The organism is Alloyangia pacifica, assembly GCF_900116195.1.
GTDB classification, from domain to species: Bacteria; Pseudomonadota; Alphaproteobacteria; order Rhodobacterales; family Rhodobacteraceae; genus Salipiger; species Salipiger pacificus.
Genome location: NZ_FOZW01000003.1, coordinates 383,076 through 406,801 on the forward strand (window position 1 = coordinate 383,076; position 23,726 = coordinate 406,801).

The 23,726-nt window shown below is 66.6% G+C and carries 23 protein-coding genes; 14 read left to right on the plus strand and 9 right to left on the minus strand.

The window, feature by feature from the left end:
• Positions 1-51 precede the first annotated feature (51 nt).
• The 5 genes from ctaD to gatC form a co-directional block, all read right to left on the minus strand.
• Positions 52-1,725: a cytochrome c oxidase subunit I gene (gene ctaD / locus BM397_RS09060; protein WP_092423106.1), complete on the minus strand. Its 1,674-nt coding sequence runs from the start codon at positions 1,723-1,725 to the stop codon at positions 52-54.
• 477 nt (positions 1,726-2,202) lie between these two features.
• Positions 2,203-2,862, minus strand: coding sequence for an N-acetylmuramoyl-L-alanine amidase (locus tag BM397_RS09065; RefSeq protein ID WP_483860480.1), 660 nt, complete (start codon positions 2,860-2,862; stop codon positions 2,203-2,205).
• 8 nt (positions 2,863-2,870) lie between these two features.
• On the minus strand, positions 2,871-3,563 hold the full coding sequence (locus BM397_RS09070; protein WP_092423110.1) for a hypothetical protein: 693 nt from the start codon (positions 3,561-3,563) through the stop codon (positions 2,871-2,873).
• A gap of 45 nt (positions 3,564-3,608) precedes the next feature.
• Entirely contained in the window at positions 3,609-5,096 is a 1,488-nt protein-coding gene (gatA, locus tag BM397_RS09075) for an Asp-tRNA(Asn)/Glu-tRNA(Gln) amidotransferase subunit GatA (protein ID WP_092423112.1), read from the minus strand.
• On the minus strand, positions 5,093-5,380 hold the full coding sequence (gatC, locus tag BM397_RS09080; RefSeq protein WP_092423114.1) for an Asp-tRNA(Asn)/Glu-tRNA(Gln) amidotransferase subunit GatC: 288 nt from the start codon (positions 5,378-5,380) through the stop codon (positions 5,093-5,095). The genes gatA and gatC overlap by 4 nt, the downstream gene beginning before the upstream one ends.
• Positions 5,381-5,721: 341 nt before the next feature.
• Here gatC and BM397_RS09085 point away from each other — a divergent pair, with 341 nt between their 5' ends.
• Positions 5,722-6,303, plus strand: coding sequence for a hypothetical protein (locus BM397_RS09085; RefSeq protein WP_092423116.1), 582 nt, complete (start codon positions 5,722-5,724; stop codon positions 6,301-6,303).
• 3 nt (positions 6,304-6,306) lie between these two features.
• On the opposite strand, the gene BM397_RS09090 is transcribed toward BM397_RS09085, so the two are convergent.
• On the minus strand, positions 6,307-7,710 hold the full coding sequence (locus tag BM397_RS09090) for a helix-turn-helix domain-containing protein (RefSeq protein ID WP_092423118.1): 1,404 nt from the start codon (positions 7,708-7,710) through the stop codon (positions 6,307-6,309).
• Between the two features lie 39 nt (positions 7,711-7,749).
• Positions 7,750-8,982 carry a multidrug effflux MFS transporter gene (locus BM397_RS09095; RefSeq protein WP_092423283.1) on the minus strand — a complete coding sequence of 411 codons (1,233 nt, stop codon included), beginning with the start codon at positions 8,980-8,982 and terminating at the stop codon, positions 7,750-7,752.
• A gap of 176 nt (positions 8,983-9,158) precedes the next feature.
• Here BM397_RS09095 and BM397_RS09100 point away from each other — a divergent pair, with 176 nt between their 5' ends.
• From BM397_RS09100 to BM397_RS09125, 7 genes are all read left to right on the plus strand, one after another.
• Positions 9,159-10,691: an acyl-CoA carboxylase subunit beta gene (locus BM397_RS09100; protein ID WP_092423120.1), complete on the plus strand. Its 1,533-nt coding sequence runs from the start codon at positions 9,159-9,161 to the stop codon at positions 10,689-10,691.
• Positions 10,692-10,704: 13 nt separating this feature from the next.
• Complete coding sequence (locus BM397_RS09105) at positions 10,705-11,043, plus strand: hypothetical protein (RefSeq protein WP_092423122.1); 339 nt, start codon at positions 10,705-10,707, stop codon at positions 11,041-11,043.
• Between the two features lie 33 nt (positions 11,044-11,076).
• Positions 11,077-11,493 (plus strand): DUF6497 family protein, encoded by a 417-nt coding sequence (locus BM397_RS09110; protein WP_245696028.1) that lies wholly within the window; start codon positions 11,077-11,079, stop codon positions 11,491-11,493.
• Positions 11,494-11,707: 214 nt separating this feature from the next.
• Entirely contained in the window at positions 11,708-11,851 is a 144-nt protein-coding gene (locus BM397_RS29275) for a hypothetical protein (protein ID WP_176806568.1), read from the plus strand.
• 102 nt (positions 11,852-11,953) lie between these two features.
• Positions 11,954-12,316, plus strand: a complete 363-nt coding sequence (locus BM397_RS09115) for a hypothetical protein (protein ID WP_092423124.1) — start codon at positions 11,954-11,956, stop codon at positions 12,314-12,316.
• A 430-nt stretch (positions 12,317-12,746) separates the two neighbouring features.
• Positions 12,747-12,953 carry a hypothetical protein gene (locus tag BM397_RS09120; protein ID WP_092423126.1) on the plus strand — a complete coding sequence of 69 codons (207 nt, stop codon included), beginning with the start codon at positions 12,747-12,749 and terminating at the stop codon, positions 12,951-12,953.
• A gap of 163 nt (positions 12,954-13,116) precedes the next feature.
• Entirely contained in the window at positions 13,117-15,117 is a 2,001-nt protein-coding gene (locus BM397_RS09125) for an acetyl-CoA carboxylase biotin carboxylase subunit (protein WP_092423128.1), read from the plus strand.
• An 87-nt stretch (positions 15,118-15,204) separates the two neighbouring features.
• On the opposite strand, the gene BM397_RS09130 is transcribed toward BM397_RS09125, so the two are convergent.
• Positions 15,205-15,669, minus strand: a complete 465-nt coding sequence (locus BM397_RS09130; RefSeq protein ID WP_092423130.1) for a DUF4174 domain-containing protein — start codon at positions 15,667-15,669, stop codon at positions 15,205-15,207.
• Positions 15,670-16,055: 386 nt separating this feature from the next.
• Between BM397_RS09130 and scpA the strand changes: the two genes are divergently transcribed.
• From scpA to BM397_RS09160, 6 genes are all read left to right on the plus strand, one after another.
• Positions 16,056-18,188: a methylmalonyl-CoA mutase gene (scpA, locus tag BM397_RS09135; protein ID WP_092423132.1), complete on the plus strand. Its 2,133-nt coding sequence runs from the start codon at positions 16,056-16,058 to the stop codon at positions 18,186-18,188.
• A 319-nt stretch (positions 18,189-18,507) separates the two neighbouring features.
• Positions 18,508-19,122 (plus strand): VOC family protein, encoded by a 615-nt coding sequence (locus BM397_RS09140; protein WP_092423134.1) that lies wholly within the window; start codon positions 18,508-18,510, stop codon positions 19,120-19,122.
• Positions 19,119-19,598: a GNAT family N-acetyltransferase gene (locus BM397_RS09145; RefSeq protein WP_092423136.1), complete on the plus strand. Its 480-nt coding sequence runs from the start codon at positions 19,119-19,121 to the stop codon at positions 19,596-19,598. The genes BM397_RS09140 and BM397_RS09145 overlap by 4 nt, the downstream gene beginning before the upstream one ends.
• Before the next feature lie 121 nt (positions 19,599-19,719).
• Positions 19,720-20,403, plus strand: a complete 684-nt coding sequence (locus BM397_RS09150) for a molecular chaperone DjiA (RefSeq protein WP_092423138.1) — start codon at positions 19,720-19,722, stop codon at positions 20,401-20,403.
• 4 nt (positions 20,404-20,407) lie between these two features.
• Positions 20,408-21,409: an endonuclease/exonuclease/phosphatase family protein gene (locus tag BM397_RS09155; RefSeq protein ID WP_092423140.1), complete on the plus strand. Its 1,002-nt coding sequence runs from the start codon at positions 20,408-20,410 to the stop codon at positions 21,407-21,409.
• A gap of 55 nt (positions 21,410-21,464) precedes the next feature.
• Positions 21,465-21,914: a hypothetical protein gene (locus BM397_RS09160; RefSeq protein WP_092423142.1), complete on the plus strand. Its 450-nt coding sequence runs from the start codon at positions 21,465-21,467 to the stop codon at positions 21,912-21,914.
• Between the two features lies 1 nt (position 21,915).
• Here BM397_RS09160 and BM397_RS09165 read toward each other — a convergent pair whose 3' ends face one another.
• Complete coding sequence (locus BM397_RS09165; RefSeq protein ID WP_092423287.1) at positions 21,916-23,490, minus strand: Ppx/GppA family phosphatase; 1,575 nt, start codon at positions 23,488-23,490, stop codon at positions 21,916-21,918.
• Positions 23,491-23,726: the final 236 nt, after the last annotated feature.

Sequence of the window (23,726 nt, forward strand, 5' to 3'; positions counted from 1 at the left end):
GCCGGTGCTTGTCAATTCTTCTGACGATCATCCGTCGTAAGCGTCAGGCGCTCAATGGGCGTGATGCTTGTCCCAGTCCTCGCGCTTCGGCAGCTGCTCGAAGGTGTGCTCCGGCGGCGGCGACGGCAGGGTCCACTCCAGCGTGTCCGCGTATTCGTTCCACGGGTTTGCGGCGGTGCAGGCGGCGCCTTTGCGCAGCGAGTGCCACATGATCCAGAAGAAGAACAGGAACGAGGCAAAGGAGATGATCGCGCCCCAGCTCGACACGTGGTTCCACAGGGCGAAGGCCTCGGGATAGTCGATGTAGCGGCGCGGCATGCCCTGGCGGCCCAGGAAGTGCTGCGGGAAGAAGGTCAGGTTCGCGCCGACGAACATGACGTAGAAGTGCAGCTTGCCAGCCCATTCGGGGTACATCTTGCCGGTCATCTTGGGGAAGTAGAAGTAGATCCCCGCGAAGATCGCGAACACGGCGCCCAGCGACATCACGTAGTGGAAGTGCGCAACGACGTAGTAGGTGTCGTGGTAGGCGCGGTCGACGCCCGCCTGGCTCAGCACCACGCCGGTCACGCCGCCCATGGTGAAGAGGATCAGGAAGCCGATTGCCCAGAGCATCGGCGTCTTGAATTCGAGCGAGCCGCCCCACATCGTGGCGATCCAGCTGAACACCTTCACCCCTGTCGGCACCGCGATGACCATCGTGGCCAGCATGAAGTAGCTCTGCTGGGTCAGCGACATGCCGACGGTGTACATGTGGTGTGCCCACACGACGAAGCCGAGTGCGCCGATCGCGATGATCGCCCAGACCATCGGCAGGTAGCCGAAGACCGGCTTGCGCGAGAAGGTCGCGATGACGTGGCTGATGATGCCGAAGCCGGGCAGGATCACGATGTACACTTCCGGGTGGCCGAAGAACCACAGGATGTGCTGGTAGAGGATCGGATCGCCGCCGCCTGCCGGGTTGAAGAAGGTCGTCCCGAAGTTGCGGTCGGTCAGCAGCATGGTGATCGCGCCGGCCAGAACCGGCAGCGACAGCAGGATCAGCCAGGAGGTCACGAAGATCGACCAGGAGAACAGCGGCACCTTGAACAGGGTCATGCCCGGGGCACGCATGTTCAGGAAGGTGGTGATCATGTTGATCGCGCCGAGGATCGAGCTGGCACCCGAGACGTGCACCGCGAAGATCGCCAGATCCGTCGACATGCCTGCCTCGCTGGTCGAGAGCGGCGGGTAGAGCACCCAGCCGATGCCCGAGCCGAGCTGGCCGTTGCCGCCGGGCGCGAAGACCGAGCACACCGCCAGCGTCGAGCCGGTGACGTAGAGCCAGTAGCTGAGGTTGTTCATTCGCGGGAAGGCCATGTCCGGCGCGCCGATCTGCAGCGGCATGAAGTAGTTGCCGAAGCCGCCGAACAGGGCCGGGATGACCACGAAGAACATCATGAGGATCCCGTGGCCGGTGATCATCACGTTCCACAGGTGCCCGTTGGGGGTACAATTCTCGACCGAAGTCGGGAAGAGGCGCGCGCCCTCCATGCACATGAACTGAACGCCGGGGCTCATGAGCTCCAGGCGCATGTAGACGGTGAAGGCCACCGAGATGAGGCCCACGAATGCAGCGGTAATCAGGTAGAGAATCCCGATATCCTTGTGATTCGTGGACATGAACCAACGGGTAAAGAACCCGCGGTCGTCCTCGTGCTCGTGGCCGTGAATGGCTGCATCTGCCATTGCGTGCCTCCTGTTGGTCTTTATAGGTACGTCCCTCGCAAGGGCGCGCACATACTCCTCCACGCCCCTCGTCTGACAATCCTTTTAGTTGCCGACCAACGACCGGGCAATCATCTCCTTTGATCCAGATCAAAATTAATTGTCGCACCCCCCTCTTGCCTTTTGGGCTCCGGGACGCGGAGCGGGGGCGGCGTCGCGGACTGCGCCGTGGGCGGGAATGCTCAGGTCGGGTATTCCTGACCTGCGTTCGGGGCGCCACGGGGGTACTCTCAAGGTGTGTCGTTCGTCTCCACCCGGATTGTCCCCGTCCCGGACGATCCGGCTTCCGGCAGGACGTATGCTTTGGGCCACGCCGGACCGGCACGGTGCGCCCGGACTTGCACCGGGAAGTACCCGCCGCCCCTGCACACGCGCGCCTTCTCCCAGCGCGCGGCAGGGGCTGATCGCGTGCAGGGGGCAAAAGAATGACGTGAGGCGTCAGGCGGCGGGCCAGCGCGCCGCGAGACCGGCCATGAGCGCCCGGTCGGCATCACAGAGCGGACCCTCGGCGCCGGGGCGGAATCGGTCGCGGAAGGATTTCAGAAGCGCTGGCTGTTGCTCGGGGCCGGTGCGGTAGCCGAAGCGATGGGCATCTTCGAGAAAGTCGCCAGGGGATGCGGGCTCGGCGCTCACCGCCAGCCCCTTGGACACCAGCCGTGGCCAGTCGAACAGCGGGCCGGGGTCGATCTTGCGCCCTGGCGCCATGCAGGCATGACCGATGACCCGCTCCGGCGGAATCGACCAGCGCGCGAGGATGCCGGAAAGCAACACCTCGAGCGCGGCCATCTGCGCCTCGGGGAAGGGCTCGTCGCCAGTATTGGCGATCTCGATGCCGATGGAGCGGGAATTGACCTCCTCCACCGATCCCCAGGCGCCCAGCCCGGCATGCCAGGCGCGCATCTCCTCGGTCACCAGCTGCCAGCAGGTGCCGTCGTAGCCGAGCACGTAGTGGGCGGAGACGCCGGCCTCAGGGTTGCACAGCCAGTCGCGCGCCGCCTCGGCGCTCTTCATGGCGGTGTAGTGCAGCACAACGAGATCGGGCCGCGCGCCGAGGCGTCGCGGCCCGAAATTGTCAGACGGGTGCCAGATCGGATCCAAGGCCCGGATCAGTAGCCGCGCACCGCGCGGAAGGGCGCGGGATCCCAGCTGCAGGCAAAGCCGTCGCCATCGGGGTCGAGCCCGTTGCGGTCCTTCTCGGGGCCGCCGCCGGCGAGAAAGGCTTCCTGCGCGCGGTCGCTGGTCTCGTACTTGGCGCAGTTGCGCAGGCCCTTTTCCTCGGAGGCGAAGGCCGAGCGACCGTAGAGCGGCGTGCCGACCGGGTTGTTGGTCTGCAGCGCGTAGGCGACGATGTTCGGCGCATCCGAATCCGGGCGCGGCGGCAGGTCGGTCGGGGCGACCACCTCGTATTGCGCGCGGTTCTGCTGGATCAGCGTCTTGTCGTCTTCGATCGTGCGTTCGGCCGAAACCGCGTCGAAGCTGTTTTCTTCCGACAGGCCCGCCGAGCCGCTCACCGACTGCGGCGCGGGAGTCCCGGCTGCGGTGGGCAGCGGGGCCCCTTCACTCGCCTGCGGGCCGTCGAGAACGGACGTTGCCGCGGCCACCGCGGGATCGTCGCTGCCGCCTGCCGCGGGCAGTTCCGAAGAGGTGACCGCCGGGCTTCCCTGCAGGACGGCATCGCGCTGCGCGCGCTCGGCCTGGTAGCTGTCGTAGTCGTTGAAGCCGGCCCCGCTGTCGGGGATCGGCGTGGTGCAGGCGGCGAGGGCCAGCAAGGCCGCGCCACCGAGGAGAATGCGTGTCATAACCGCTGCCCTAGTCCTTTTTTGGCGCCTTTTTTAAAAGGGCCTTTACCACCATTTTGCCGGTTTTGCCACAAACCCGGCGGCTTGTTCCAGCGCGTAGGCAGTGTTCAGCAGATCGCCTTCCTCCCACGGACGGCCGATCAGCTGCAGACCGAGCGGCAGGCCCTTGGAGTCCAGCCCGGTCGGAACTGCAACGCCCGGAAGCCCGGCAAGGTTCAGCGTGACGGTGAAAACGTCCTGCAGGTACATCTGCACCGGGTCCGCGGTCTTCATCTCGCCGATGCCGAAGGCCGACGAGGGGGTTGCCGGCGCGAGGATCGCATCGACCCCTGCGGCGAAGGCATCCTCGAAGTCCTTCTTGATCAGCGTGCGGACCTTGCGGGCGCGGTTGTAGTAGGCGTCGTAGAAGCCTGCCGACAGCACGTAGGTGCCGACCATGATGCGGCGCTGCACCTCGAGGCCAAAGCCCTCGGCGCGGGTCTTCTCGTACATGTCGTTGATGCCTTCGCCCTGGCTGAGCTTGGCGCGGTGGCCGTAGCGCACCCCGTCATAGCGGGCGAGGTTCGACGAGGCTTCCGCCGGGGCGATCACGTAGTAGGCCGGCAGCGCGTATTTGGTGTGCGGCAGCGAGATCTCGACGATCTTCGCGCCTGCATCCGCCAGCATCTTCGCGCCGTCGTCCCAGAGCTTCGAGATCTCCTCGGGCATGCCCTCGACGCGATATTCCTTGGGAATGCCGATAGTCTTGCCGCGGATGTCGCCGGTCAGCATCGCCTCGAAGTCGGGCACGGGCAGGTCGGCCGAGGTCGAATCCTTGGGGTCGTGGCCGCACATCGCCTGCAGCATGATCGCCGCGTCGCGCACGTCCTTGGTCATCGGGCCGGCCTGATCGAGCGAGCTGGCGTAGGCAACGATGCCCCAGCGCGAGCAGCGCCCGTAGGTCGGCTTGATGCCGGTGATGCCGGTGAAGGCGGCGGGCTGGCGGATCGAGCCGCCGGTGTCGGTGCCGGTCGCTGCAAGGCAGAGGTCCGCTGCAACCGCCGAGGCCGAGCCGCCCGACGAGCCGCCGGGGGTCAGCTTGGCGTCATCGCCGGTCCGCTTCCACGGGTTCACCGCGGGGCCGTAGCAGGTGTTCTCGTTCGAGCTGCCCATGGCGAACTCGTCCATGTTGAGCTTGCCCAGCATGACCGCGCCGGCACCGAAGAGCTGGCTGGTGACGGTCGACTCGTACTCGGGGGTGAAACCCTCGAGGATCGCCGAGGCCGCCTGCGACGGCACGCCCTTGGTGCAGAAGAGATCCTTCACGCCGATCGGCAGGCCGCACATGGCCGGCGCGTCGCCCGCCTTGATGCGTGCGTCGGCGGCCTTGGCCTGCTCCAGCGCGATCTCGGGTGTCTTGTGCACGAAGGCGCCGAGCGCGTCCGCGCCCTCGATCGCCTTCAGGCAGGCTTCGGTCAGCTCCACCGAGGTCACGTCGCCCTTGCGCAGCGCGTCGCGGGCCTCGGCCAGTTTCATCTTGGTCAGCTCGGTCATTCCACCACCTTCGGCACGGCAAAGAAGCCCTCGCGGGCATCGGGGGCGTTGGCGAGGATCTTGTCCTGCATGCCGCCGTCGGTCACGCCGTCGGCGCGGCGCTTCAGGCGCATCGGGGTCACCGAGACCATCGGCTCGACGCCCTCCACGTCCACCTCGTTCAGCTGCTCGATGAAATCGAGGATATTGCTGAATTCCTGTGCCAGCGCCGGGAGCGCCTCGTCTTCCACGCGGATGCGTGCCAGCTTGGCGACACGTGCCGCCGTCTGAATGTCGATCGACATGGGTTCCCCCTGTCCGTGAATGTCCGTCAAAGTCCCGTTGCCTTTACCCCCCTGCGCCGTGCCCCGCAAGGCGCGGTAAGGGGGAGGGACGGCAATGGTCCAACGCGAGCCGGGTGGGCGCCGGTCCGTGGGATGGCGTTTCGACATTCGAGCAATGCACTTTATCCCGGCCAAGTCCGGACAGCATTCGAGCGTCACGCTCCGTGCCCCAAAGCGCCAGCCCGGCGGCTTCGCGTTGATTCCAGGCGGAGCATTGCATTGTAACGCGATGCTCGACAGCCCCCCTCCCGCGCGCTAGGTCAGGTTCAGTTCCGTTTTCCAGCAACAAGACCTCCCGAGCCGTGCCCAAGATCCTCTCCCGTCTCTCGCTGCTGCCGCTGCTGCTGGCCGCCTCGCTTCTCTCGGCCTGTGCTGGCGCCCGCGATCCGCATGTGCCCGCCCCGCCGCCGTCGGAATATGCCGCACTGGCGCAGTCGATCCAGGGCCTCGGCCCGAACGTCGACCCGGAAGAGGCGCAGCGGATGGCGCGCATCTCGATCGACTACCCGCGCGAGCTGGCCGTCGCGTGGAACGTCACCGACCCGGCCTACATCCACAACATCAAGGTCAACAACGGCACCCGCCCGCGCGGCTTGTGCTACCAGTGGGCCGATGACCTGCAGGCGCGGCTGGAGCAGGAGAATTTCCAGACACTCGACCTGCACCGCGGCATTGCCAACGCGCTGAAGACCTTCCGCATCGAGCACAGCTCGGTCATCGTCAGCCAGAAGGGCGGCACGATGAAAGAGGGCATCGTGCTCGATCCGTGGCGCTTCGGCGGCGAGCTCTACTGGGGGCCGGTGGTCGATGACCACAAGTACCCCTGGGTCGAGCGGCAGGAGGTCTTCGCCACCAAACGCGCGCTGCGTCTCCAGGAGGGCTGAGGCCTACTCCAGCGAGTAGGGCAGGATATCCCGGCGCTCGGGGTGGATGGAAATCCGCTTCTCGAGCGGCGGGACAGAGCGCTGGTGGCAATCGGTGCGCTCGCAGATCCGGCAGGAGATGCCGATCGGCTCGAAGGCGCGGTCGCGCCCGAGGTCCAGTCCGTCGGCATAGACCAGCGCGCCCGCGTGTTTCACCTCGCACCCCAGCGCGATGGCAAAGCGCCGCACCGGCGCGCCGAAGCGGCCCGCCGGCTTGGTCACGTCGCGGGCCAGCAGCACGTAGCGGACCCCGTCGGGAGTTTCGGCCAGCTGGCGCAGGAACTGGTTCGGCGTCTCGAAGGCCTGGTGCACGTTCCACAGCGGGCAGGCGCCGCCGAAGCGGGCGAACTGCAGGCGGGTGGCCGAATGGCGCTTGGTGATCGTTCCGGCCTGATCGACGCGGGCAAAGAAGAAGGGGATGCCCTTGGCCCCCGGCCGTTGCAGCGTCGAGAGCCGGTGCGCCACCTGCTCGACCGAGGCGCCGAAGCGCGCCGCCAGCAGTTCGAGGTCATGCCGGGTCTCCTGCGCCGCCTCGAGCAGGCGCATATAGGGCATCATCACCGCCCCGGCGAAGTAGTTTGCCAGCCCGAGCTTGGCGATGGCGCGGGCGGTGTCGGACTGGAAGCGGGCCAGATCGAGCGTCGCCTCGAGCAGCTTCTCCTGCCGCAGCAGCGCCACCTGGATCAGCATCTGGAAGGTCAGCGTCTCGGGCTGCGCCAGCGAGGACATGGTCAGCACCCGGCGCTCGGCGTCATAGCTGCGCAGCGGGGCTGATTGCGAGAATTCCACCGTGATCCCTCGCTCGCGCAGATGGGCGATCACCGCGGCGCGCAGGTCGGCGCCGCCCTGTCCGAGCCCGTGGGCGTAATGCTCGGCGGCGCGGTCCACCGCGTCGATGTAATTGTCGCAATAGTGGAAGAAGTCGCGCACCTCCTCCCAGGGCGAGGGCTGCATCTGCGTGCCCTCGCGCCCCAGCGCCTCGTCGAGCGAGGCGAGCCGCTCGTGCGTCTGCCGGTAGGCGCGGTGCAGTTCGAGAAAGGCCCGGGCGAGGGCAGGGGCGTTGGAGGCGGTGAGCCGCAGGTCCGCCAGCGGCGGCGCGTGTTCACCGAACACCGGATCGGCCAGCGCTTCGCGCATGTCCGAGATCAGCCGTTCCGAGTCGCCCTGTCCCAGCTCGGTAACGTCGAAGCCGAACTCTTGCGCCAGCGCCAGAACCACCGTGGTCGAGACCGGGCGGTTGTTGTTTTCCATCTGGTTCAGATAGGGCAGCGAGACACCGAGTTTCGCTGCGAAATCCTTCTGCGTCAGCCCCAGTCGCCCGCGCAGGTCGCGCAGTTTCGCGCCTGCGTAGAGTTTGCGTGTCGCCATGTTTGCACCTTTGCCCCGCGTCGAGGCAATTTTGCAAACTCAGTTGTCCGCGTCCAGCCCCGCGAGGCGGCGCTCGCGCCGGATCACCAGCAGGATCGAGATCACCGAACCCAGGGAAGTGGACAGCATGAGCCAGAGCAGCGGCCAGGCGCCGGTGCCGGGTTGCAGCAGCGCGCCTGCCAGCGCCGAGAGCGCCGCGCCGCCGCCGATCATGATCGCCCCACCGAGGCCCGACGCGGTGCCGGCCAGATGCGGGCGCACCGACAGGGTGCCCGCCGTGGCGTTGGGGATGGTCATGCCGTTGCCGAGGCCAACGAGGCTCATGAAGCCGAAGAAGATCAGCGCCGAGCCGCCGTCGGTCAGCGCGAAGGTGAGCAGCGCCGCCGCGAGTCCGGTCGCCAGGATCAGCGAACCCCAGAGGATCATGCGGTTGAGCCCGACGCGGGCCGAGAATTTCCCCGAAATCCAATTGCCGAGGAAATAGCCGACGGCGGGGGCGCCGAAGTGCACGCCCAGCGACGCCGGGCTCAACCCGTAGACTTCGGAGCCGACGAAGGGCGCCCCGCCGAGATAGGAGAAGAAGGCCCCCGAGGAGAGCGCGCAGGCCAGGGCATACCCCCAGAAACGCGGGCTTTTCAGCAGTTCGGGGTACTCGCGGAACTGCGCGGCCAGCGACAGGCCGCTGGCGGTCGAGGTCTCGCCCAGATCACGCCAGCTCAGCCAGAACACCGCGCCGCCGAGGAGGAACAGCATCCAGAAGATCGACTTCCAGCCCAGCAGCTCGCCGAGCGCGCCGCCGATCACCGGGCCGACCATCGGCACCACGGCCACGCCCATGGTGACATAGGCGATCATCGAAGCGGCCTCTTCCTGGCCGACCATGTCGCGCACCACCGCGCGGCTCAGCACCATGGCCGTGACGATCACCGCCTGGCACATGCGGAACAGCAGGAAGATCGTGACGTCCGTCGCGAAGATGCAGCCCAGCGTCGCCAGCAGGAACAGCGCAATGCCCCAGAGAATCACCGGCCGGCGGCCGAGCTTGTCCGAGATCGGTCCGATGACCACTTGCAGCGCCGCGTTGACCCCGAGGTAGATCGCCACAGAAAGCTGCATCAGCCGGTACTCGGTGTCGAAATACGCGGTCATCTGCGGCAGCGACGGCAGGAAGACGTTCATCGCCAGTGCCGAGAGTCCCGCAAGCAGGACAAGCGTGACAAGGTGAGGTGGAGTCGAGGGGTCGAGAAAGCGCCCGCGCGAAGATGTGCTCATGAAATTCCCGTATGTCGGGATCACCTCAAAGTCCACGCGTAACACTTCTTTGAGACAATTTTTGCCGATTTGCTATTTGCTGGGCGAGGTGTTTTCAGACTTTGCAAATTTGCCGAATTTGACTTGAGCGAAAGGGCCTCCACTGTATGGTCCCGGGCAAACGGAGAGGATTGGCCATGAAAGACATTCTTCACGAACTGGAGGCGCGCCGCGCCGACGCACGCCTCGGAGGCGGCCAGCGACGGATCGACGGGCAGCACGCCAAGGGCAAGCTGACCGCGCGCGAACGCATCGAGTTGCTGCTCGACGAGGGCAGTTTCGAAGAATACGACATGTTCGTCTCGCACCGCTGCACCGACTTCGGCATGGAGAACAACCGTCCCAGCGGCGACGGGGTGATCACCGGTTGGGGCACGATCAACGGTCGCATGGTCTATGTCTTTTCGCAGGACTTCACCGTCCTCGGCGGCTCGGTCTCCGCCACCCACGCGATGAAGATCTGCAAGATCATGGACATGGCGATGCAGAACGGCGCGCCGGTGATCGGCCTAAACGACTCCGGCGGCGCGCGCATCCAAGAGGGGGTCGACAGCCTCGCGGGCTATGCCGAGATCTTCCAGCGCAACATCATGGCCTCGGGGGTGATCCCGCAGATTTCCGTCATCATGGGGCCCTGCGCCGGCGGTGCGGTCTACTCGCCCGCGATGACCGACTTCATCTTCATGGTGAAGGACACCTCTTACATGTTCGTCACCGGCCCCGACGTGGTGAAGACGGTGACCAACGAGGTGGTCACCGCAGAGGAACTCGGCGGTGCGACCACCCACACCCGCAAATCCTCGGTCGCCGACGGCGCCTTCGAGAACGACGTCGAGGCGCTGGCAGAAGTGCGCCGGCTGGTGGATTTCCTGCCGCTCAACAACCGTGAGAAGCCGCCGGTGCGGCCGTTCTTCGACGATGTAGAGCGGGTCGAGGGCTCGCTCGATACGATCATTCCGGAAAACGCGAACCAGCCCTACGACATGAAGGAGCTGATCGTGAAGGTCGCCGATGAGGGCGATTTCTACGAGATCCAGGAAGAGCACGCGAAGAATATCATCACCGGCTTCATCCGCCTCGAGGGGCAGACGGTCGGCGTGGTGGCGAACCAGCCGATGGTGCTGGCGGGCTGCCTCGACATCGACAGCTCGAAGAAGGCCGCGCGGTTCGTGCGCTTCTGCGACTGTTTCGAGATCCCGATCCTGACCTTCGTCGACGTGCCGGGCTTCCTTCCGGGCACGAGCCAAGAATACGGCGGCGTCATCAAGCACGGCGCCAAGCTGCTCTTTGCTTTTGGCGAGGCGACGGTGCCCAAAGTCACGGTGATCACCCGCAAGGCCTATGGCGGTGCCTATGACGTGATGAGCTCCAAGCACCTGCGCGGCGACGTGAACTACGCCTGGCCCACCGCCGAGATCGCGGTGATGGGGGCCAAGGGGGCGACCGAGATCATCCACCGTGCCGACCTCGGCGACGCGGAGAAGATCGCCAAGCATACGGCGGATTACGAAGACCGCTTCGCCAATCCCTTCGTGGCGGCGGAGCGTGGCTTCATCGATGAGGTGATTCAGCCCCGGTCCACCCGCCGCCGGGTCAGCCGGGCTTTCGCGATGCTGAGAAACAAGCAGCTCAGCAACCCGTGGAAGAAGCACGACAACATTCCGCTCTGACCCGGAGGCTCCGATGCAGGTGAAGGGATGGCACATGGCGCGCGAGGACGGGGCGGTGACGCTCGCCCGGCGCAACCCGGCGCGCTTCGACCTGCGGGTCGAGACGCTGCTGCCGCCGGTGGGCCGACTGGAGCGGCTTGCGCATCAGGTGCGGCAGGACATGTGGCGGGCGCTGCGCGACCTGCGCGGCTTTGCGCCAGTGGTGCGGGTGAAACCCTGCGCCGGCGGGGTGATCGTGGAAGCTGGCGGAGAGGTGGCCGGGGCGCTGCCGCGAAAGGCGGTCGAGGCGCGCATTGCCGAGGTTCTGGAAGACCGCGCCAACCGGGCGCGCTGGGTGACTTGGGCGGCCTGATCCGCCGAGCGAGATGAGGAAGGGGAGGTCCTTGTGGCTGTCGACCGGACGAGGGTGAGGAACAACGGGATTCTGGCTCTGGCATTTGCCATGACGCCGGGCCTGGCCACGGCGCAGGAGGAGAGCGCCGTGGCAGTGCCCTCGGGCATGCCCGTCACCTTTTACGACTCATCGCTCGATTCCGGCACGGCTGTGGAGCGTTTTCGCTTTCTTGCGCCCCGGATCGGCGGGTCCAGCCCGCTGAGCTACGATGAAGTTGCTCCGGACATGCAGCATCTTTGCGACAGCTTTGCGCTGCCGCGACTCGGGGAAGAGGCGGTGATTCCCTCCCTGATCGTCATCTCCCTGATGGCCGAACCGGTCGAAGTTGGCGTTACGTCATCCGAAATCCGCCAATACTTCGAGGCCTATAGCCCTCAGGGCGGCACCTGTGTGTGGGAGGCGTTCTAATGATGTTCTCGCCGCGCGCGGAAATCCGCTCATATTTCCCCTGTTTTGCTGGGTTCCCGGCGGAAAAAATACCGTCGAAGCGAGTTACGTATTTCTTTTTCGTAACTTGCGCTATGTTGGGGAGTGATTGCACATTCGCAGTCGAAACACCCGAACGAGGGCAGGTTGGGCCGAAAGGTTCCACAGGGCCCGAAGAATCTGACAGGAGAAAAAGATGTCCAAGAGCATCCAACTGCTTGCAATGCTTGGCTTCGTCGCAACCCTTTCCGCTTGCGGCGGCCAGCAGGAAGAAGAATACGTGGTCGTGGATCCGGAGCCCGTTACCGCGGAGCCCGTCTACACCGGCAAGTACAAGTAACTTGTCGCCGGGACGGGCCTTCGGGTCCGTCCCGCACTCCCGGCCCTTTCGGGCCGTATCTCACCGCCCGCTTCCACGGGCCCTTATAGAGGGGGGCCCGGTATGCTGAAGCACCGCGGCTTTCCGAGCCGACTTCCCGGCACGGACTTTCAATTCACCATCCGCCGCGCGAACCCCAAGGGGGTGACCGCCATCATCCGCCGCGATCGCTACCGCGACCGCCGGGCGGCGGACAAGCGCGCCGACCTGGCCTTCATGGCCTCGCTCTGGGCGCACTTCGGCACCGAACCTTTCGAACGCGGCAATCTCGACGCCGGACGCCTGTCCTGGCTCTTCGGCCGCGAGGTCCTGCCCTACGACGATCCCTTCGATCCCGAGAGCTACGACGCGATGCTTGTCATCGACGAGGCCGCGGCGCGTGCCTCCTTCCCCGAAGCCTTCGACGAGCCCGACGAATGGGCGTAAACTCGCTCCACTTCCCGCGCCGTGCGCGGAAAGAGGCCGGTCCGGTCAGTCCTTTTGGATATGGCTTGGACGTGGCCGGCGAGTCGTGCACGATCAAGGTGTTGCGGGCAATGACGCAGCCTTCGGTTGCGCCCATTGCTCACCGTTACCCTTCCCCTCGCGGGCGTTGCGGCACATCCCCTGACCGCGCGCCCGCTTCTTTTATCCGACACCTCCTTGCTGCACCGCAGGCCACCCGCTGGATGGCCAGGCGCGCAAGCCTGTCCCTGCGTCAGGCCCCGGCGTCTTCGGCGGGCGTGCGCTCTTGTGGCGCATGCCGTCGGCGGAGCGGCGCTCAAGCGGCGAAAAAACCGAAAGATGTATGGAACCTTTGGGCAATCCGTGGCGTTGGAGAGCAACGTCAACTTACACAATACGGGGAGCCTCCCTCATGCAAAACGTCTTCCGCATTCTCGCTGTGCTCGGTGTCTTTGGTGTCGCCGCATGTGAAACCTCGGACCTCGGCCGCGCCGGCATCGGCGCAGGCAGCGGCTATCTCATTGACCGCGCAGTCGGCGGCGACGGCATGGTCGGCGCAGCTGTCGGCGCAACCGCGGGCGTGGTTTGCGACGACGTCACGCCGCAGTACTGCCGCTGATAAGGCGCTGCGTCGCGGCCTGACCGGTCGCACGCAGACTTACAGATATTCCAGGGCCACCCGAGCATGCCGCTCGGGTGGCCCTTTTTGCTGTCCGTAGCCAGCATTCTGCCGAAGCCGCGGCCCTGTCCGGCGGCCAAGAAACGCAACGAAAGGGAGAGACATGTTCGACAAGATCCTGATCGCCAACCGCGGTGAGATCGCCTGCCGGGTCATCAAGACCGCGCGCAAGATGGGCATCAAGACCGTGGCGGTCTACTCGGATGCCGACAAGCACGCGCTGCATGTCGAGATGGCCGACGAGGCGGTGCACATCGGCCCGCCGCCGGCCAACCAGTCCTACATCGTGATCGACAAGATCATGCAGGCGATCAAGGACACCGGCGCGCAGGCGGTGCATCCGGGCTATGGCTTCCTGTCGGAGAACCCCAAGTTCGCCGAGGCGCTCGAGGCCGCAGGCGTCGCCTTCATCGGCCCGCCCAAGGGCGCGATCGAGGCGATGGGCGACAAGATCACCTCGAAGAAGATCGCCCAGGAGGCGGGCGTTTCGACGGTTCCCGGCTACATGGGGCTGATCGAGGATGCCGACGAGGCGGTGAAGATCTCGGGCGAGATCGGCTACCCGGTGATGATCAAGGCTTCGGCCGGCGGCGGCGGCAAGGGCATGCGCATCGCCTGGACCGACGAGGAGGCGCGCGAGGGCTTCCAGTCGTCGAAGAACGAGGCGGCCAGCTCCTTCGGCGACGACCGCATCTTCATCGAGAAATTCGTCACCCAGCCGCGCCACATCGAGATCCAGGTGCTCTGCGACGCGCACGGGGGCGGCATCTATCTCAACGAGCGGGAGTGCTCGATCCAGCGCCGCAACCAGAAGGTCGTCGAAGAGGCGCCGAGCCCTTTCCTCGATCCAGAGACCCGCAAGGCGATGGGCGATCAGGCGGTCGCGCTGGCCAAGGCGGTGGGCTACACCAGCGCCGGCACCGTCGAGTTCATCGTCGACGGTGATAAGAACTTCTACTTCCTCGAGATGAACACCCGCCTGCAGGTGGAGCATCCGGTGACCGAGCTTATCACTGGCGTCGATCTGGTCGAGCAGATGATCCGCGTCGCCAATGGCGAGCCGCTGTCGATCACCCAGGACGACGTGAAGATCAACGGCTGGGCCATCGAGAACCGCCTCTATGCCGAGGATCCCTATCGCGGCTTCCTGCCCTCCATCGGCCGTCTCACCCGCTACCGCCCGCCCGCCGAGGGCGAGCTGCACGGCGGCATCGTGCGCAACGACACCGGCGTCTACGAGGGCGGCGAGATCTCGATGTATTACGACCCGATGATCGCCAAGCTCTGCACCTGGGCGCCGACCCGCGAAGAGGCAATCGAGGTCATGCGCAACGCGCTCGACAGCTTCGAGGTCGAGGGCATCGGGCACAACCTGCCGTTCCTTGCGGCGGTGATGGATCACGAGCGCTTCATCACCGGCAATATCACCACCGCCTTCATCGCCGAGGAATATCCCGAGGGCTTCGAGGGGGTGACGCTGGGCGAGGGTGCGCTGCGCGATGTCGCCGCGGCCTGCGCCGCGATGAACCGCGTCGCCGAGATCCGCCGCACCCGCATCTCGGGCACGCTCGACAACCACGAACGGCAGGTCGGGGACCACTGGAATGTTTCGTTGCAGGGCGAGAGCATCGACGTGGTGCTCTCGGCCGACAAGCAGGGAACGACGGTGAAGTTCGAGGACGGCGGCGAGGTTCGCGTAACTGGCGACTGGACCCCCGGCCATGCGCTGGCGCACATGGAGGTGAACGGCAAGCCGCTGGTGCTGAAGGTCGGCAAGATCTCGGGCGGCTTCCGCATCCGCACCCGCGGTGCCGATCTCAAGGTCAACGTCCGCACCCCGCGGCAGGCCGAGCTGGCGCGTCTCATGCCCGAGAAGCTGCCGCCGGACACCTCGAAGATGCTGCTTTGCCCGATGCCGGGGCTCATCGTGAAGGTGAACGTCTCGGAGGGGGACGAGGTGCAGGAAGGCCAGGCGCTCTGCACCATCGAGGCGATGAAGATGGAGAACATCCTGCGCGCCGAGCGCAAGGGCAAGGTCTCCAAGATCAACGCAGGTCCCGGCGACAGCCTCGCCGTGGACGAGGTCATCATGGAGTTCGAGTGATCCCATGAGGCGGGAGGGATACATGGCGGCACGTGCGGCGGGGGCAATGAGCCCCGGCCGGCGCGCTGCCGTGTGCCGTTCCGGTTCTTACGGCTCGCGCAGCGCGTCGCGGCGGTCGCGGACTTCCTGCTGGCGCAGCGGCTGCTTGTCTATCGAGCGGGTGATCTCGCGCACGTCCCAGGGGCTGGCCTTGCGGATGATCACCGAGCCGTCCTTGGCGAGCTGCATCAGCATGAAGCCGCGCGGCCGCATGGCGCGGCGGATCGGGCTGCGCGCCGCGGGGTCGGTGTCGGTGATCACGACGACATCGCGATCGACCAGCACATCGATCCGTTCGGTGATCAGCTGCATCTGCTGCACGTACCGCGGATCGCTGGGATTGTCGGCAAAGACCAGCAGCGGGCGCTTGAGCCAGAGAAACTCGTCGAGCGTGGTGTCCCCGGCGGGGCGGATCGGCTCGTCGAGGCTGGGCGTCTCGGCACCCTGCGCCGCTCCGATCCCGGCGGTGAGCGTGAAAAAACCGATCAGGGCGAGGGCGGTACGGCGGATCATGCTTACAGATATAGGCATGGTTTGCGCGGCTGCACAGGGCCTGATGCCCGGCTGCGCCAATTTTTCGCGGGGCCCTGATCCCGCCCGGAAGCAAGGCGCAGAGCCGGGGCGAGCGCCTGCCGATCCCTGTGGGCCGGCGCTTCGGCTCCCTCGGGATCCGGAAGGCGGGCGCCCGGACTTGGGCCGCAGAAAGCGCGGCTCTCAAAGGTCGCGGCGTCCCGCCGCGGACAGGCGCCCAGCCGGCGCTGGCTGCGATGGCGCCACCAAGCTGCGCGGCAGACAGATTTCAACCATCCCGCGCCTTCGGCGCGCGCGATGACGCACGACAGGGGCGCGCGCACCGGGACCGCCCGGCGACCGGCCCGCAGAGGAGAGAGGACCAGACGATGACGGCGAAGAAGGACGATTGGCGCCAGCTCGCGGAGAAGGAACTGCGCGGACGGCCGCTGGACGATCTGACCTGGCACACGCTCGAGGGCATCGACGTGCAGCCGCTCTACACCGCCGAGGACACGGCGGATCTGGCGCACATGGGCACGCTGCCGGGCTTCGGCCCCTTCACCCGCGGGGTGAAGGCGACCATGTACGCGGGCCGTCCCTGGACCATCCGGCAATACGCGGGCTTCTCCACCGCCGAGGAGTCCAACGCCTTCTACCGCAAGGCGCTGGCAGCGGGGCAGCAGGGGGTCTCGGTGGCCTTCGATCTCGCCACTCACCGCGGCTACGACAGCGACCATGCGCGCGTGGTTGGTGACGTGGGCAAGGCCGGTGTGGCGATCGACAGCGTCGAGGACATGAAGATCCTCTTCGATGGCATCCCGCTCGACAAGATTTCCGTTTCCATGACGATGAACGGCGCGGTGATCCCGATCCTCGCCAGCTTCATCGTCGTGGGCGAAGAGCAGGGCCACGACCGCGCCGTGCTCTCGGGGACCATCCAGAACGACATCCTCAAGGAGTTCATGGTCCGCAATACGTACATCTACCCGCCCGAGCCCTCGATGCGGATCATCTCGGACATCATCGAGTACACCTCGAACGAGATGCCGAAGTTCAACTCGATCTCGATCTCCGGCTACCACATGCAGGAGGCAGGGGCGAACCTCGTGCAGGAGTTGGCCTACACGCTGGCGGACGGGCGCGAATACGTGCGCGCCGCGATCAATGCCGGGATGGACGTCGACAAGTTCGCCGGGCGGCTGTCGTTCTTCTTCGCCATCGGCATGAACTTCTTCATGGAGGCGGCCAAGCTGCGCGCCGCGCGCACGCTCTGGCATCGCATCATGACCGAGTTCGGCGCAAAGTCCGACCGCTCGAAGATGCTGCGCACGCACTGCCAGACCTCGGGCGTCAGCCTGCAGGAGCAGGACCCCTACAACAACGTCATCCGCACCGCCTACGAGGCGATGAGCGCGGTGCTCGGCGGCACCCAGTCGCTGCACACCAACGCGCTCGACGAGGCGATCGCGCTGCCCACCGAGTTCTCGGCCCGGATCGCGCGCAATACCCAGCTCATCCTGCAGGAAGAGACCGGGGTGACCAATGTCGTCGATCCGCTGGCGGGCTCCTACTACGTGGAAAGCCTCACCAACGAGCTAATCGAGAAGGCCTGGGCGCTGATCGAGGAGGTCGAAGAGATGGGCGGCATGACCAAGGCCGTCGCCTCTGGCATGCCCAAGCTGCGCATCGAGGAGACCGCGGCGCGCCGTCAGGCGCAGATCGACCGCGGTGAGGAGGTGATCGTCGGGGTCAACAAGTACCGCAAGGACAAGGAAGACCCGATCGACATTCTCGACATCGACAATGCCAAGGTGCGCGAGAGCCAGGTGGCGCGGCTGGAGCATGTCCGCGCGACCCGCGATCAGGCGAAATGCGACGCGGCGCTGGCCGAACTGGAGCGGCGCGCGAAGGAGGGCGGCAACCTTTTGGAAGCCGCGGTCGAAGCCGCCCGTGCGCGGGCCTCTGTCGGAGAGATTTCCATGGCCATGGAAAAGGAATTCGGACGTCACCGCGCCGAGGTGAAGACCCTCGCCGGGGTCTACGGCGCGGCCTACGAGGGGGACGAGGGCTTCGCCCAGATCCAGAAGGACGTCGAGAGCTTCGCCGAGGCCGAAGGCCGCCGCCCGCGCATGCTGGTGGTGAAGATGGGGCAGGACGGCCACGACCGCGGCGCCAAGGTGATCGCCACCGCCTTTGCCGACATCGGCTTTGACGTCGACGTTGGCCCGCTGTTCCAGACCCCCGAAGAGGCGGCGCAGGACGCCATCGACAACGACGTGCACATCGTCGGCATCTCCTCGCAGGCCGCCGGCCACAAGACGCTCGCCCCGCAGCTGGTGCAGGCGCTGAAAGAGCAGGGGGCCGAGGATATCATCGTGATCTGCGGCGGAGTGATCCCGCATCAGGATTACGATTTCCTCTACAAGGCCGGGGTGAAGGCGATCTTCGGCCCGGGCACCAACATCCCCTCGGCGGCCAAGGAGATCCTCGGCCTCATCGGCGCGCGCGCGGCGGAATGATCGCGTTACGGCTCACGCCCGGTGGCGTGGGCCGGCAGGCCTCCCTCAGATGAGTGGCACGAAGGGCACGCCGCAGGCGGCGAGTCCGAGGGTTGTGGCGAGCATCAGCAGCAGCGTGCGGGTCTTCATCAGGTCTGTCCTTGCCTCGGTGGCCGGTCGTGGATGCCGGCCTTCGGCGGCACCCTAGCCGCACAGCGGGACCTTGGCCATCGCAAGGCGCCCTTGACCCTGCTGCTCTGCAGCAATCAGCGCCATTTTCGCCATTGCACCCCCCCCCGCCGGAGCTATCGTAATCCGATGCACAGATGTCGGAGGGACGATGCTCGAGCTTGATCACGTGGCGGTTCTTGGCGAGACGCTGGCGGAGGCGGTGAGCCACGCCGAAAGCGCGCTCGGTCAGCCGCTGGCACCGGGCGGGGCGCATCCCGATTTCGGCACGCACAACTTCCTGATCGGGCTGGAAGACGCGCTCTACCTTGAGGCCATTGCCGTCGACTTTTCGGCCCCGGCACCGGGACGGGCACGCTGGTTTGGCCTCGACAGCTTCGCGGGACCCGCGCGGCTCGACAAGTGGGTCTGCCGGGTGCCCGACATCGACGCGGCGCTTGAGCACTTTCCCATGGCCGGAGAGGCGGTCGCGGTGACCCGCGGGACGCTGAGCTGGAAGATCTCGGTGCCGCGCGACGGGTTGCTGCCCTACGACGGGCTGTTTCCGGCGCTGATCGAATGGATCAGCCCCGTGCCGCCGGGCGTCTCGCTCGCCGGGGCGGGCACGCGGCTGGAGCGGCTCACCGTCGCCCATCCGCAGGCGGACGAGCTGGAGGCGCTGATCGGCCCCGCGCTCGACACGCCGCTGGTCGACTTCGCGGTCGAGGCCAAGCCTGCGCTGCGCGCCACCTTCGGCACCGCTTCGGGCCGACGGGTGCTGCAATGATCATCCGTCCCGCGACCGCCGGGGACGCGGCCGCCGTGGCGGCGATCTGGAACCCGATCATCGACGAAAGCGCCGCCACCTTCACCAACCTGCGCAAGACCCCCGAGGGGCTGCAGGCCGATTTCGCCGCCCGCGGGCCGGCCTTTCTCGTCGCCGAGGAAGCGGGTCTGGTGCTGGGCTTTGCAACCTTCTTCCAGTTCCGCGGCGGGCCGGGCTACGCCAAGACACTCGAACACACGGTGATCCTCGGACCCGCCGCCCGCGGCCGTGGCGTCGGGCGCAGGTTGATGGATGCGCTGATGGAGGAGGCGCGGGGACAGGGCGCGCACAGCCTCTTTGCCGGGGTTTCGGGCGAGAACGCCGCGGGCATCGCCTTTCACGCGGCGCTCGGTTTTACCGAGGTTGCGCGCCTGCCCGAGGTGGGCTTCAAGTTCGGCCGCTGGATGGATCTCGTGCTCATGCAGAAATTCCTCTGACGGGGCGCGGACGGGCTGCAGGGGCGTCCGCGCGGTCACGGGCACCTGACGCCCGACAGAATTTTTCGTGACTTCTCATTGTCGCACTGACAGTTGCCGCGTTGCCGCGTAAACTGGGGCAATGTCGATCTGGTCCCGCATCTCCGAAGCGCTTGCCGCCCTTGCCAAGGGCGAGGGGCTTGCTGCCGTTTTCGAGCGCCTTCGCCAGCCGCCCGAGCGCAGCGTAGCCTTCACCATCGCCGTCATCGCGCTCTCGGCGAAGATGGCCAAGGCCGACGGGCAGGTGACCCGCAACGAGGTCACCGCTTTCCGCGAGATCTTCACCATCGCGCCCGAGGACGAGAGCGCGGCGGCGCGGGTGTTCAACCTCGCCCGTCAGGACGTCGCCGGCTTCGAGGAATACGCCCGCCGTATCCGCCGCATGTTCGACGGCAACGCGGAGCAGCTCTCGGATCTTATGGAAGGGTTGTTCTACATCGCCATGGCCGATGGGAATTACCATGAGGCCGAGAATGCCTTCCTCGAGCGCGTGGCCGAGATCTTCGAGATGCCGGATACGGTCTTCCGGGCGCTGCGCGCGCGCTTCGTGCCCGACGCGGTTCCCGACCCCTTCACCGTGCTGGGCGTCAGCCCCGATATGCCGATGGAGGACATCCGTAGGCACTGGCGCAAGCTGGTGCGCGAGAGCCATCCAGACGTGATGTGCGCGCGCGGCCTGCCGGAAGAGGCGATCAAGCTGTCGGAGAAGCGTCTGATCGCCATCAATCAGGCGTGGGAAGAGATCTCGGCCCGCGAACAGGTCTGAGGCGATGCGGCTCGCCACCTACAACGTCGAATGGTTCGACGATCTCTTCAGCAAGCAGGGCGAGCTTCTGTTCGACGACCAATGGTCGGGGCGGCGCGACGTGACCCGCGCGCAGCAGGCAGAGGCGCTGGGGATGGTCTTTACCGCCATGGACGCCGACGCGGTGATGATCATCGAGGCGCCGGACACCGGCACCCGTCGCGACACGCGCCGCGCGCTCGGCAACTTCGCCAGTGCCTTCGAGCTGCGCACCCGCGAGGTGCTCGTGGGCTTCGTCAACGACACACATCAGGAGATCGCGCTGCTCTACGACCCTGACAGGATGCAGGTGCGGCACTTGCCCGGGCAGAGCGATGGTGCGCCGCGCTTCGATGAGGAGTTTCACATCGATCTGGGGGTCGACGGGACCGAGGACGTGGTGGCCTTTTCCAAGCCGCCGCTGGAGGTCGAGCTGACCACGCCCGGGGGCCGAGTGCTCCGGCTGATCGGGGCGCACCTGAAATCCAAGGCACCGCATGGGGCCCGGGGCAAGCACCAGATAGAGCGCGCGTCGATCGCCAACCGGCGCAAGCAGCTGGCCGAGGCCATGTGGGTGCGGCGGCGCGTCGATGCGCTGCTCGAGGACGGTGAAAGCGTCATCGTCATGGGCGATCTTAACGACGGTCCCGGGCAGGACGAATACGAAGCCCTGTTCGGGCACAGCTCGGTCGAGCTCATTCTTGGGAAGGGCGACATGGCGCTCTACGATCCGCATGCGGCGCAGGCGCTGCGCGGGCGGCTGTCGCCGCAGCCGACGACGGCGCGCTTCTACATCGCGCCCGAGAAACGCTACCTGCAGGCGCTGCTCGACTACATGATGGTTTCGCGCGACCTGCGCGAAGTGGCGCGGGAGTGGCGCATCTGGCACCCCTTCGAGGACGCCCATTGCTGGCAGACGCCCGAGCTTTGCACGGCGCTGCTGACCGCCTCGGACCACTTCCCGGTCACGCTGGATCTTGCCGTCTGAGAGGGGTGTCGGGGTTTCCCTGTCGCGACTCGGGCAAGCCGCCTATAGTGCCGCCATGATCCGGATTTATCCTTTTGCCCTAGCGGCATGTCTCATCGCGGCGCCTCTCGTGCCGCTCGGCACGCCTGCGCTGTCGCAGGAGGCAGGCGCGCCCGAAGAAACGCCCGAAGAAACGCCGGAGGTGCCGGACAGCGGGCCGAGCCTGATGGAGCGGGGCGCCGACATGTTCCTGCGCGGCCTGCGCGACGAGATCGATCCCGCGCTGCAGGATCTCAGGGGCCTGGCGGACCGCATGGGGCCGGCGCTGCAGAGCTTCGTCGACGAGATGGGGCCCGCCATGGCGCAGCTCTCCGACCAGATAGAGGACTGGACGCTCTACGAGGCCCCCGAGATGCTGCCCAACGGCGACATCCTGATCCGGCGTCGTGAGAAGCTCGATCCCGAGGCGCCGGAGACGGAACCGGATCTGCCGGAACCGGGGCCGGGCGGCGAGATCGAGCTCTGAGTCAGATCAGGGCGCGGGGCTCCTCGCCGTCGACGTCGACCACCAGCGCCTTGGCCGAAAGCGCCTTGGCCAGCGACATGAGCCGCGCCTCGGCAACCTCGCCGTAGAGCGGCGCGGCCTCTTCGGTCAGGTGCAGTCGCAGGCGACCCTCTTCGGGGTCCCAGTCGAACTGCGCGCCATCTTCCTTGGAGATGTCCGACATCCACAGCATGGACCCGAAGCGCATCGCCTTGCCGAGGATCTCGGCTTCCTGCGTGCGCTCCTTGTCGAGCAGCGTGTAGAAGTCCTCGAACCGCGTACCCTCGCGCTTGTTGCGGTAGCGGTGCAGCAGGGCGAGCCCGAGATAGACCCTTTCGGGGTGGTCGAGCCCGCCGAGGTTGGCGCGGGTGGCATTGTCGAAACAGGTCTCGGCCCGGTAGTCGGGGTGCGCGCGCCAGCTCACGTCGTGGAGCAGGCAGGCCGCCTTGACGATGCGCAGCGTGGCGTCGGTGGCGCCGGGAAAGAGCGGCAGCACGAAGCGGAAGAGCTTCTTGCCGAAGCCCGGCAGGCGGGCGTCCTTGGCCTCGGCGAAGCGGCAGGCCTCGATCAGCGGGTCGCGGTCGCGCAGCATCTGCGGCATCTGCTCGTAGAGCAGCCCTTCGCGGATGCCGTAGCTGGAGATGGCGATGCCGGTCGGCTTGAACACCTTCAGCAGCTCGGCCAGCACCTCGGCGGCATAGGGCACGAGACTCATCCGCGCCGAGGAGATGCCGCAGGCGGCGCGCAGCGCGTCGAGGTCGGCGTCATGGATGAACTTCAGCGTCTCCTCCGCCGACTCCACGGTCATCCGATATTCGTGCAGCACGTGCAGCGGGTAGCCGAGCCGCTCCATGTCGATGCGCGCGATGGCGCGCCAGGAGCCGCCGACGAGGAACAGCGGCGCAGGCTCGGTGCCCATGCGCTCTGCCAGCCCTTCGATCGCCTTGGCGATGTATTTCTCGCGGGCCTTCCTGCCGCCCTCCATGTCCTTGAACTTCAGCGGCCCGAGCGCCGATGTGGCGCGCTTGCCGATCTGCCCGCCGCGGATCTCCGCGAGCTCCATCGACGAGCCGCCGATGTCGCTGACCAGCCCGTTGGCGCCGGGCCAGCCGAGCAGCACGCCCTGCGCCGAGAGCCGCGCCTCCTCGTCGCCGTCGATCACCCAGATCTTCAGCCCGGTGAGCTTTTCGATCTCGGCGCGGAAGGCGGGGCCGTCCTCGGCCTCGCGCATGGCGGCGGTGGCGACGGCGGTAAGCGGCGGCAGCTCCATGCCCTGCGCAAGCGTCTGGAAACGCTGCAGCGCCGCAAGTGCGCGTGCCTTGCCCTCGGGGTTGAGCCGCCCGGTCTCGGACATGCCGGCACCGAGGCCGCACATGATCTTCTCGTTGTAGAAATAGGCCGGGCTGCGCGCCGCACCGTCGAAGACCACGAGGCGCACCGAGTTCGACCCGATGTCCACCACGCCGACCTTGGACAGGCGCCGTGCGCGGGGATCCTCGAAGAGCGGCCGTCCGAAAAGTCCGCTGTCACCCTGGCTGGAGTCGCCGTTACCGTCCATCTGCTCCTCCGGCATTGGTCTCGCCCCTTCCTCTAGCATGGAGAGCGCGGGGCGCAAAAGAGCTTAGGGCAGGTCGGGGATGCGGCAAGCGGTCAACCGGGGGCTCCGCCCCCGCGGCACCTGCGTGCCGCTCCCCCGGGCGTATTTTCAAAGAGAAGAAGGGCGCGCGCGACGCAACGCTTCGCGATGACTGATCCGGCTCAGGGCCCTGCCGACTCGCCTCCAGTCATGCAGCA

Bases quoted from the DNA above. Each gene is read 5' to 3' on its own strand.
- BM397_RS09150 (WP_092423138.1), top strand. From the start codon at position 19,720: ATGTCGATCTGGTCCCGCATCTCCGAAGCGCTTGCCGCCCTTGCCAAG.
- gatC (WP_092423114.1), bottom strand. From the start codon at position 5,380: ATGTCGATCGACATTCAGACGGCGGCACGTGTCGCCAAGCTGGCACGC.
- BM397_RS09145 (WP_092423136.1), top strand. From the start codon at position 19,119: ATGATCATCCGTCCCGCGACCGCCGGGGACGCGGCCGCCGTGGCGGCG.
- BM397_RS29275 (WP_176806568.1), top strand. From the start codon at position 11,708: ATGTCCAAGAGCATCCAACTGCTTGCAATGCTTGGCTTCGTCGCAACC.
- BM397_RS09120 (WP_092423126.1), top strand. From the start codon at position 12,747: ATGCAAAACGTCTTCCGCATTCTCGCTGTGCTCGGTGTCTTTGGTGTC.
- BM397_RS09130 (WP_092423130.1), bottom strand. From the start codon at position 15,669: ATGATCCGCCGTACCGCCCTCGCCCTGATCGGTTTTTTCACGCTCACC.
- BM397_RS09090 (WP_092423118.1), bottom strand. From the start codon at position 7,710: ATGGCGACACGCAAACTCTACGCAGGCGCGAAACTGCGCGACCTGCGC.
- BM397_RS09100 (WP_092423120.1), top strand. From the start codon at position 9,159: ATGAAAGACATTCTTCACGAACTGGAGGCGCGCCGCGCCGACGCACGC.
- ctaD (WP_092423106.1), bottom strand. From the start codon at position 1,725: ATGGCAGATGCAGCCATTCACGGCCACGAGCACGAGGACGACCGCGGG.
- BM397_RS09165 (WP_092423287.1), bottom strand. From the start codon at position 23,490: ATGGACGGTAACGGCGACTCCAGCCAGGGTGACAGCGGACTTTTCGGA.
- BM397_RS09095 (WP_092423283.1), bottom strand. From the start codon at position 8,982: ATGAGCACATCTTCGCGCGGGCGCTTTCTCGACCCCTCGACTCCACCT.
- BM397_RS09125 (WP_092423128.1), top strand. From the start codon at position 13,117: ATGTTCGACAAGATCCTGATCGCCAACCGCGGTGAGATCGCCTGCCGG.
- BM397_RS09155 (WP_092423140.1), top strand. From the start codon at position 20,408: ATGCGGCTCGCCACCTACAACGTCGAATGGTTCGACGATCTCTTCAGC.
- BM397_RS09115 (WP_092423124.1), top strand. From the start codon at position 11,954: ATGCTGAAGCACCGCGGCTTTCCGAGCCGACTTCCCGGCACGGACTTT.
- BM397_RS09160 (WP_092423142.1), top strand. From the start codon at position 21,465: ATGATCCGGATTTATCCTTTTGCCCTAGCGGCATGTCTCATCGCGGCG.
- scpA (WP_092423132.1), top strand. From the start codon at position 16,056: ATGACGGCGAAGAAGGACGATTGGCGCCAGCTCGCGGAGAAGGAACTG.
- BM397_RS09070 (WP_092423110.1), bottom strand. From the start codon at position 3,563: ATGACACGCATTCTCCTCGGTGGCGCGGCCTTGCTGGCCCTCGCCGCC.
- gatA (WP_092423112.1), bottom strand. From the start codon at position 5,096: ATGACCGAGCTGACCAAGATGAAACTGGCCGAGGCCCGCGACGCGCTG.
- BM397_RS09140 (WP_092423134.1), top strand. From the start codon at position 18,508: ATGCTCGAGCTTGATCACGTGGCGGTTCTTGGCGAGACGCTGGCGGAG.
- BM397_RS09105 (WP_092423122.1), top strand. From the start codon at position 10,705: ATGCAGGTGAAGGGATGGCACATGGCGCGCGAGGACGGGGCGGTGACG.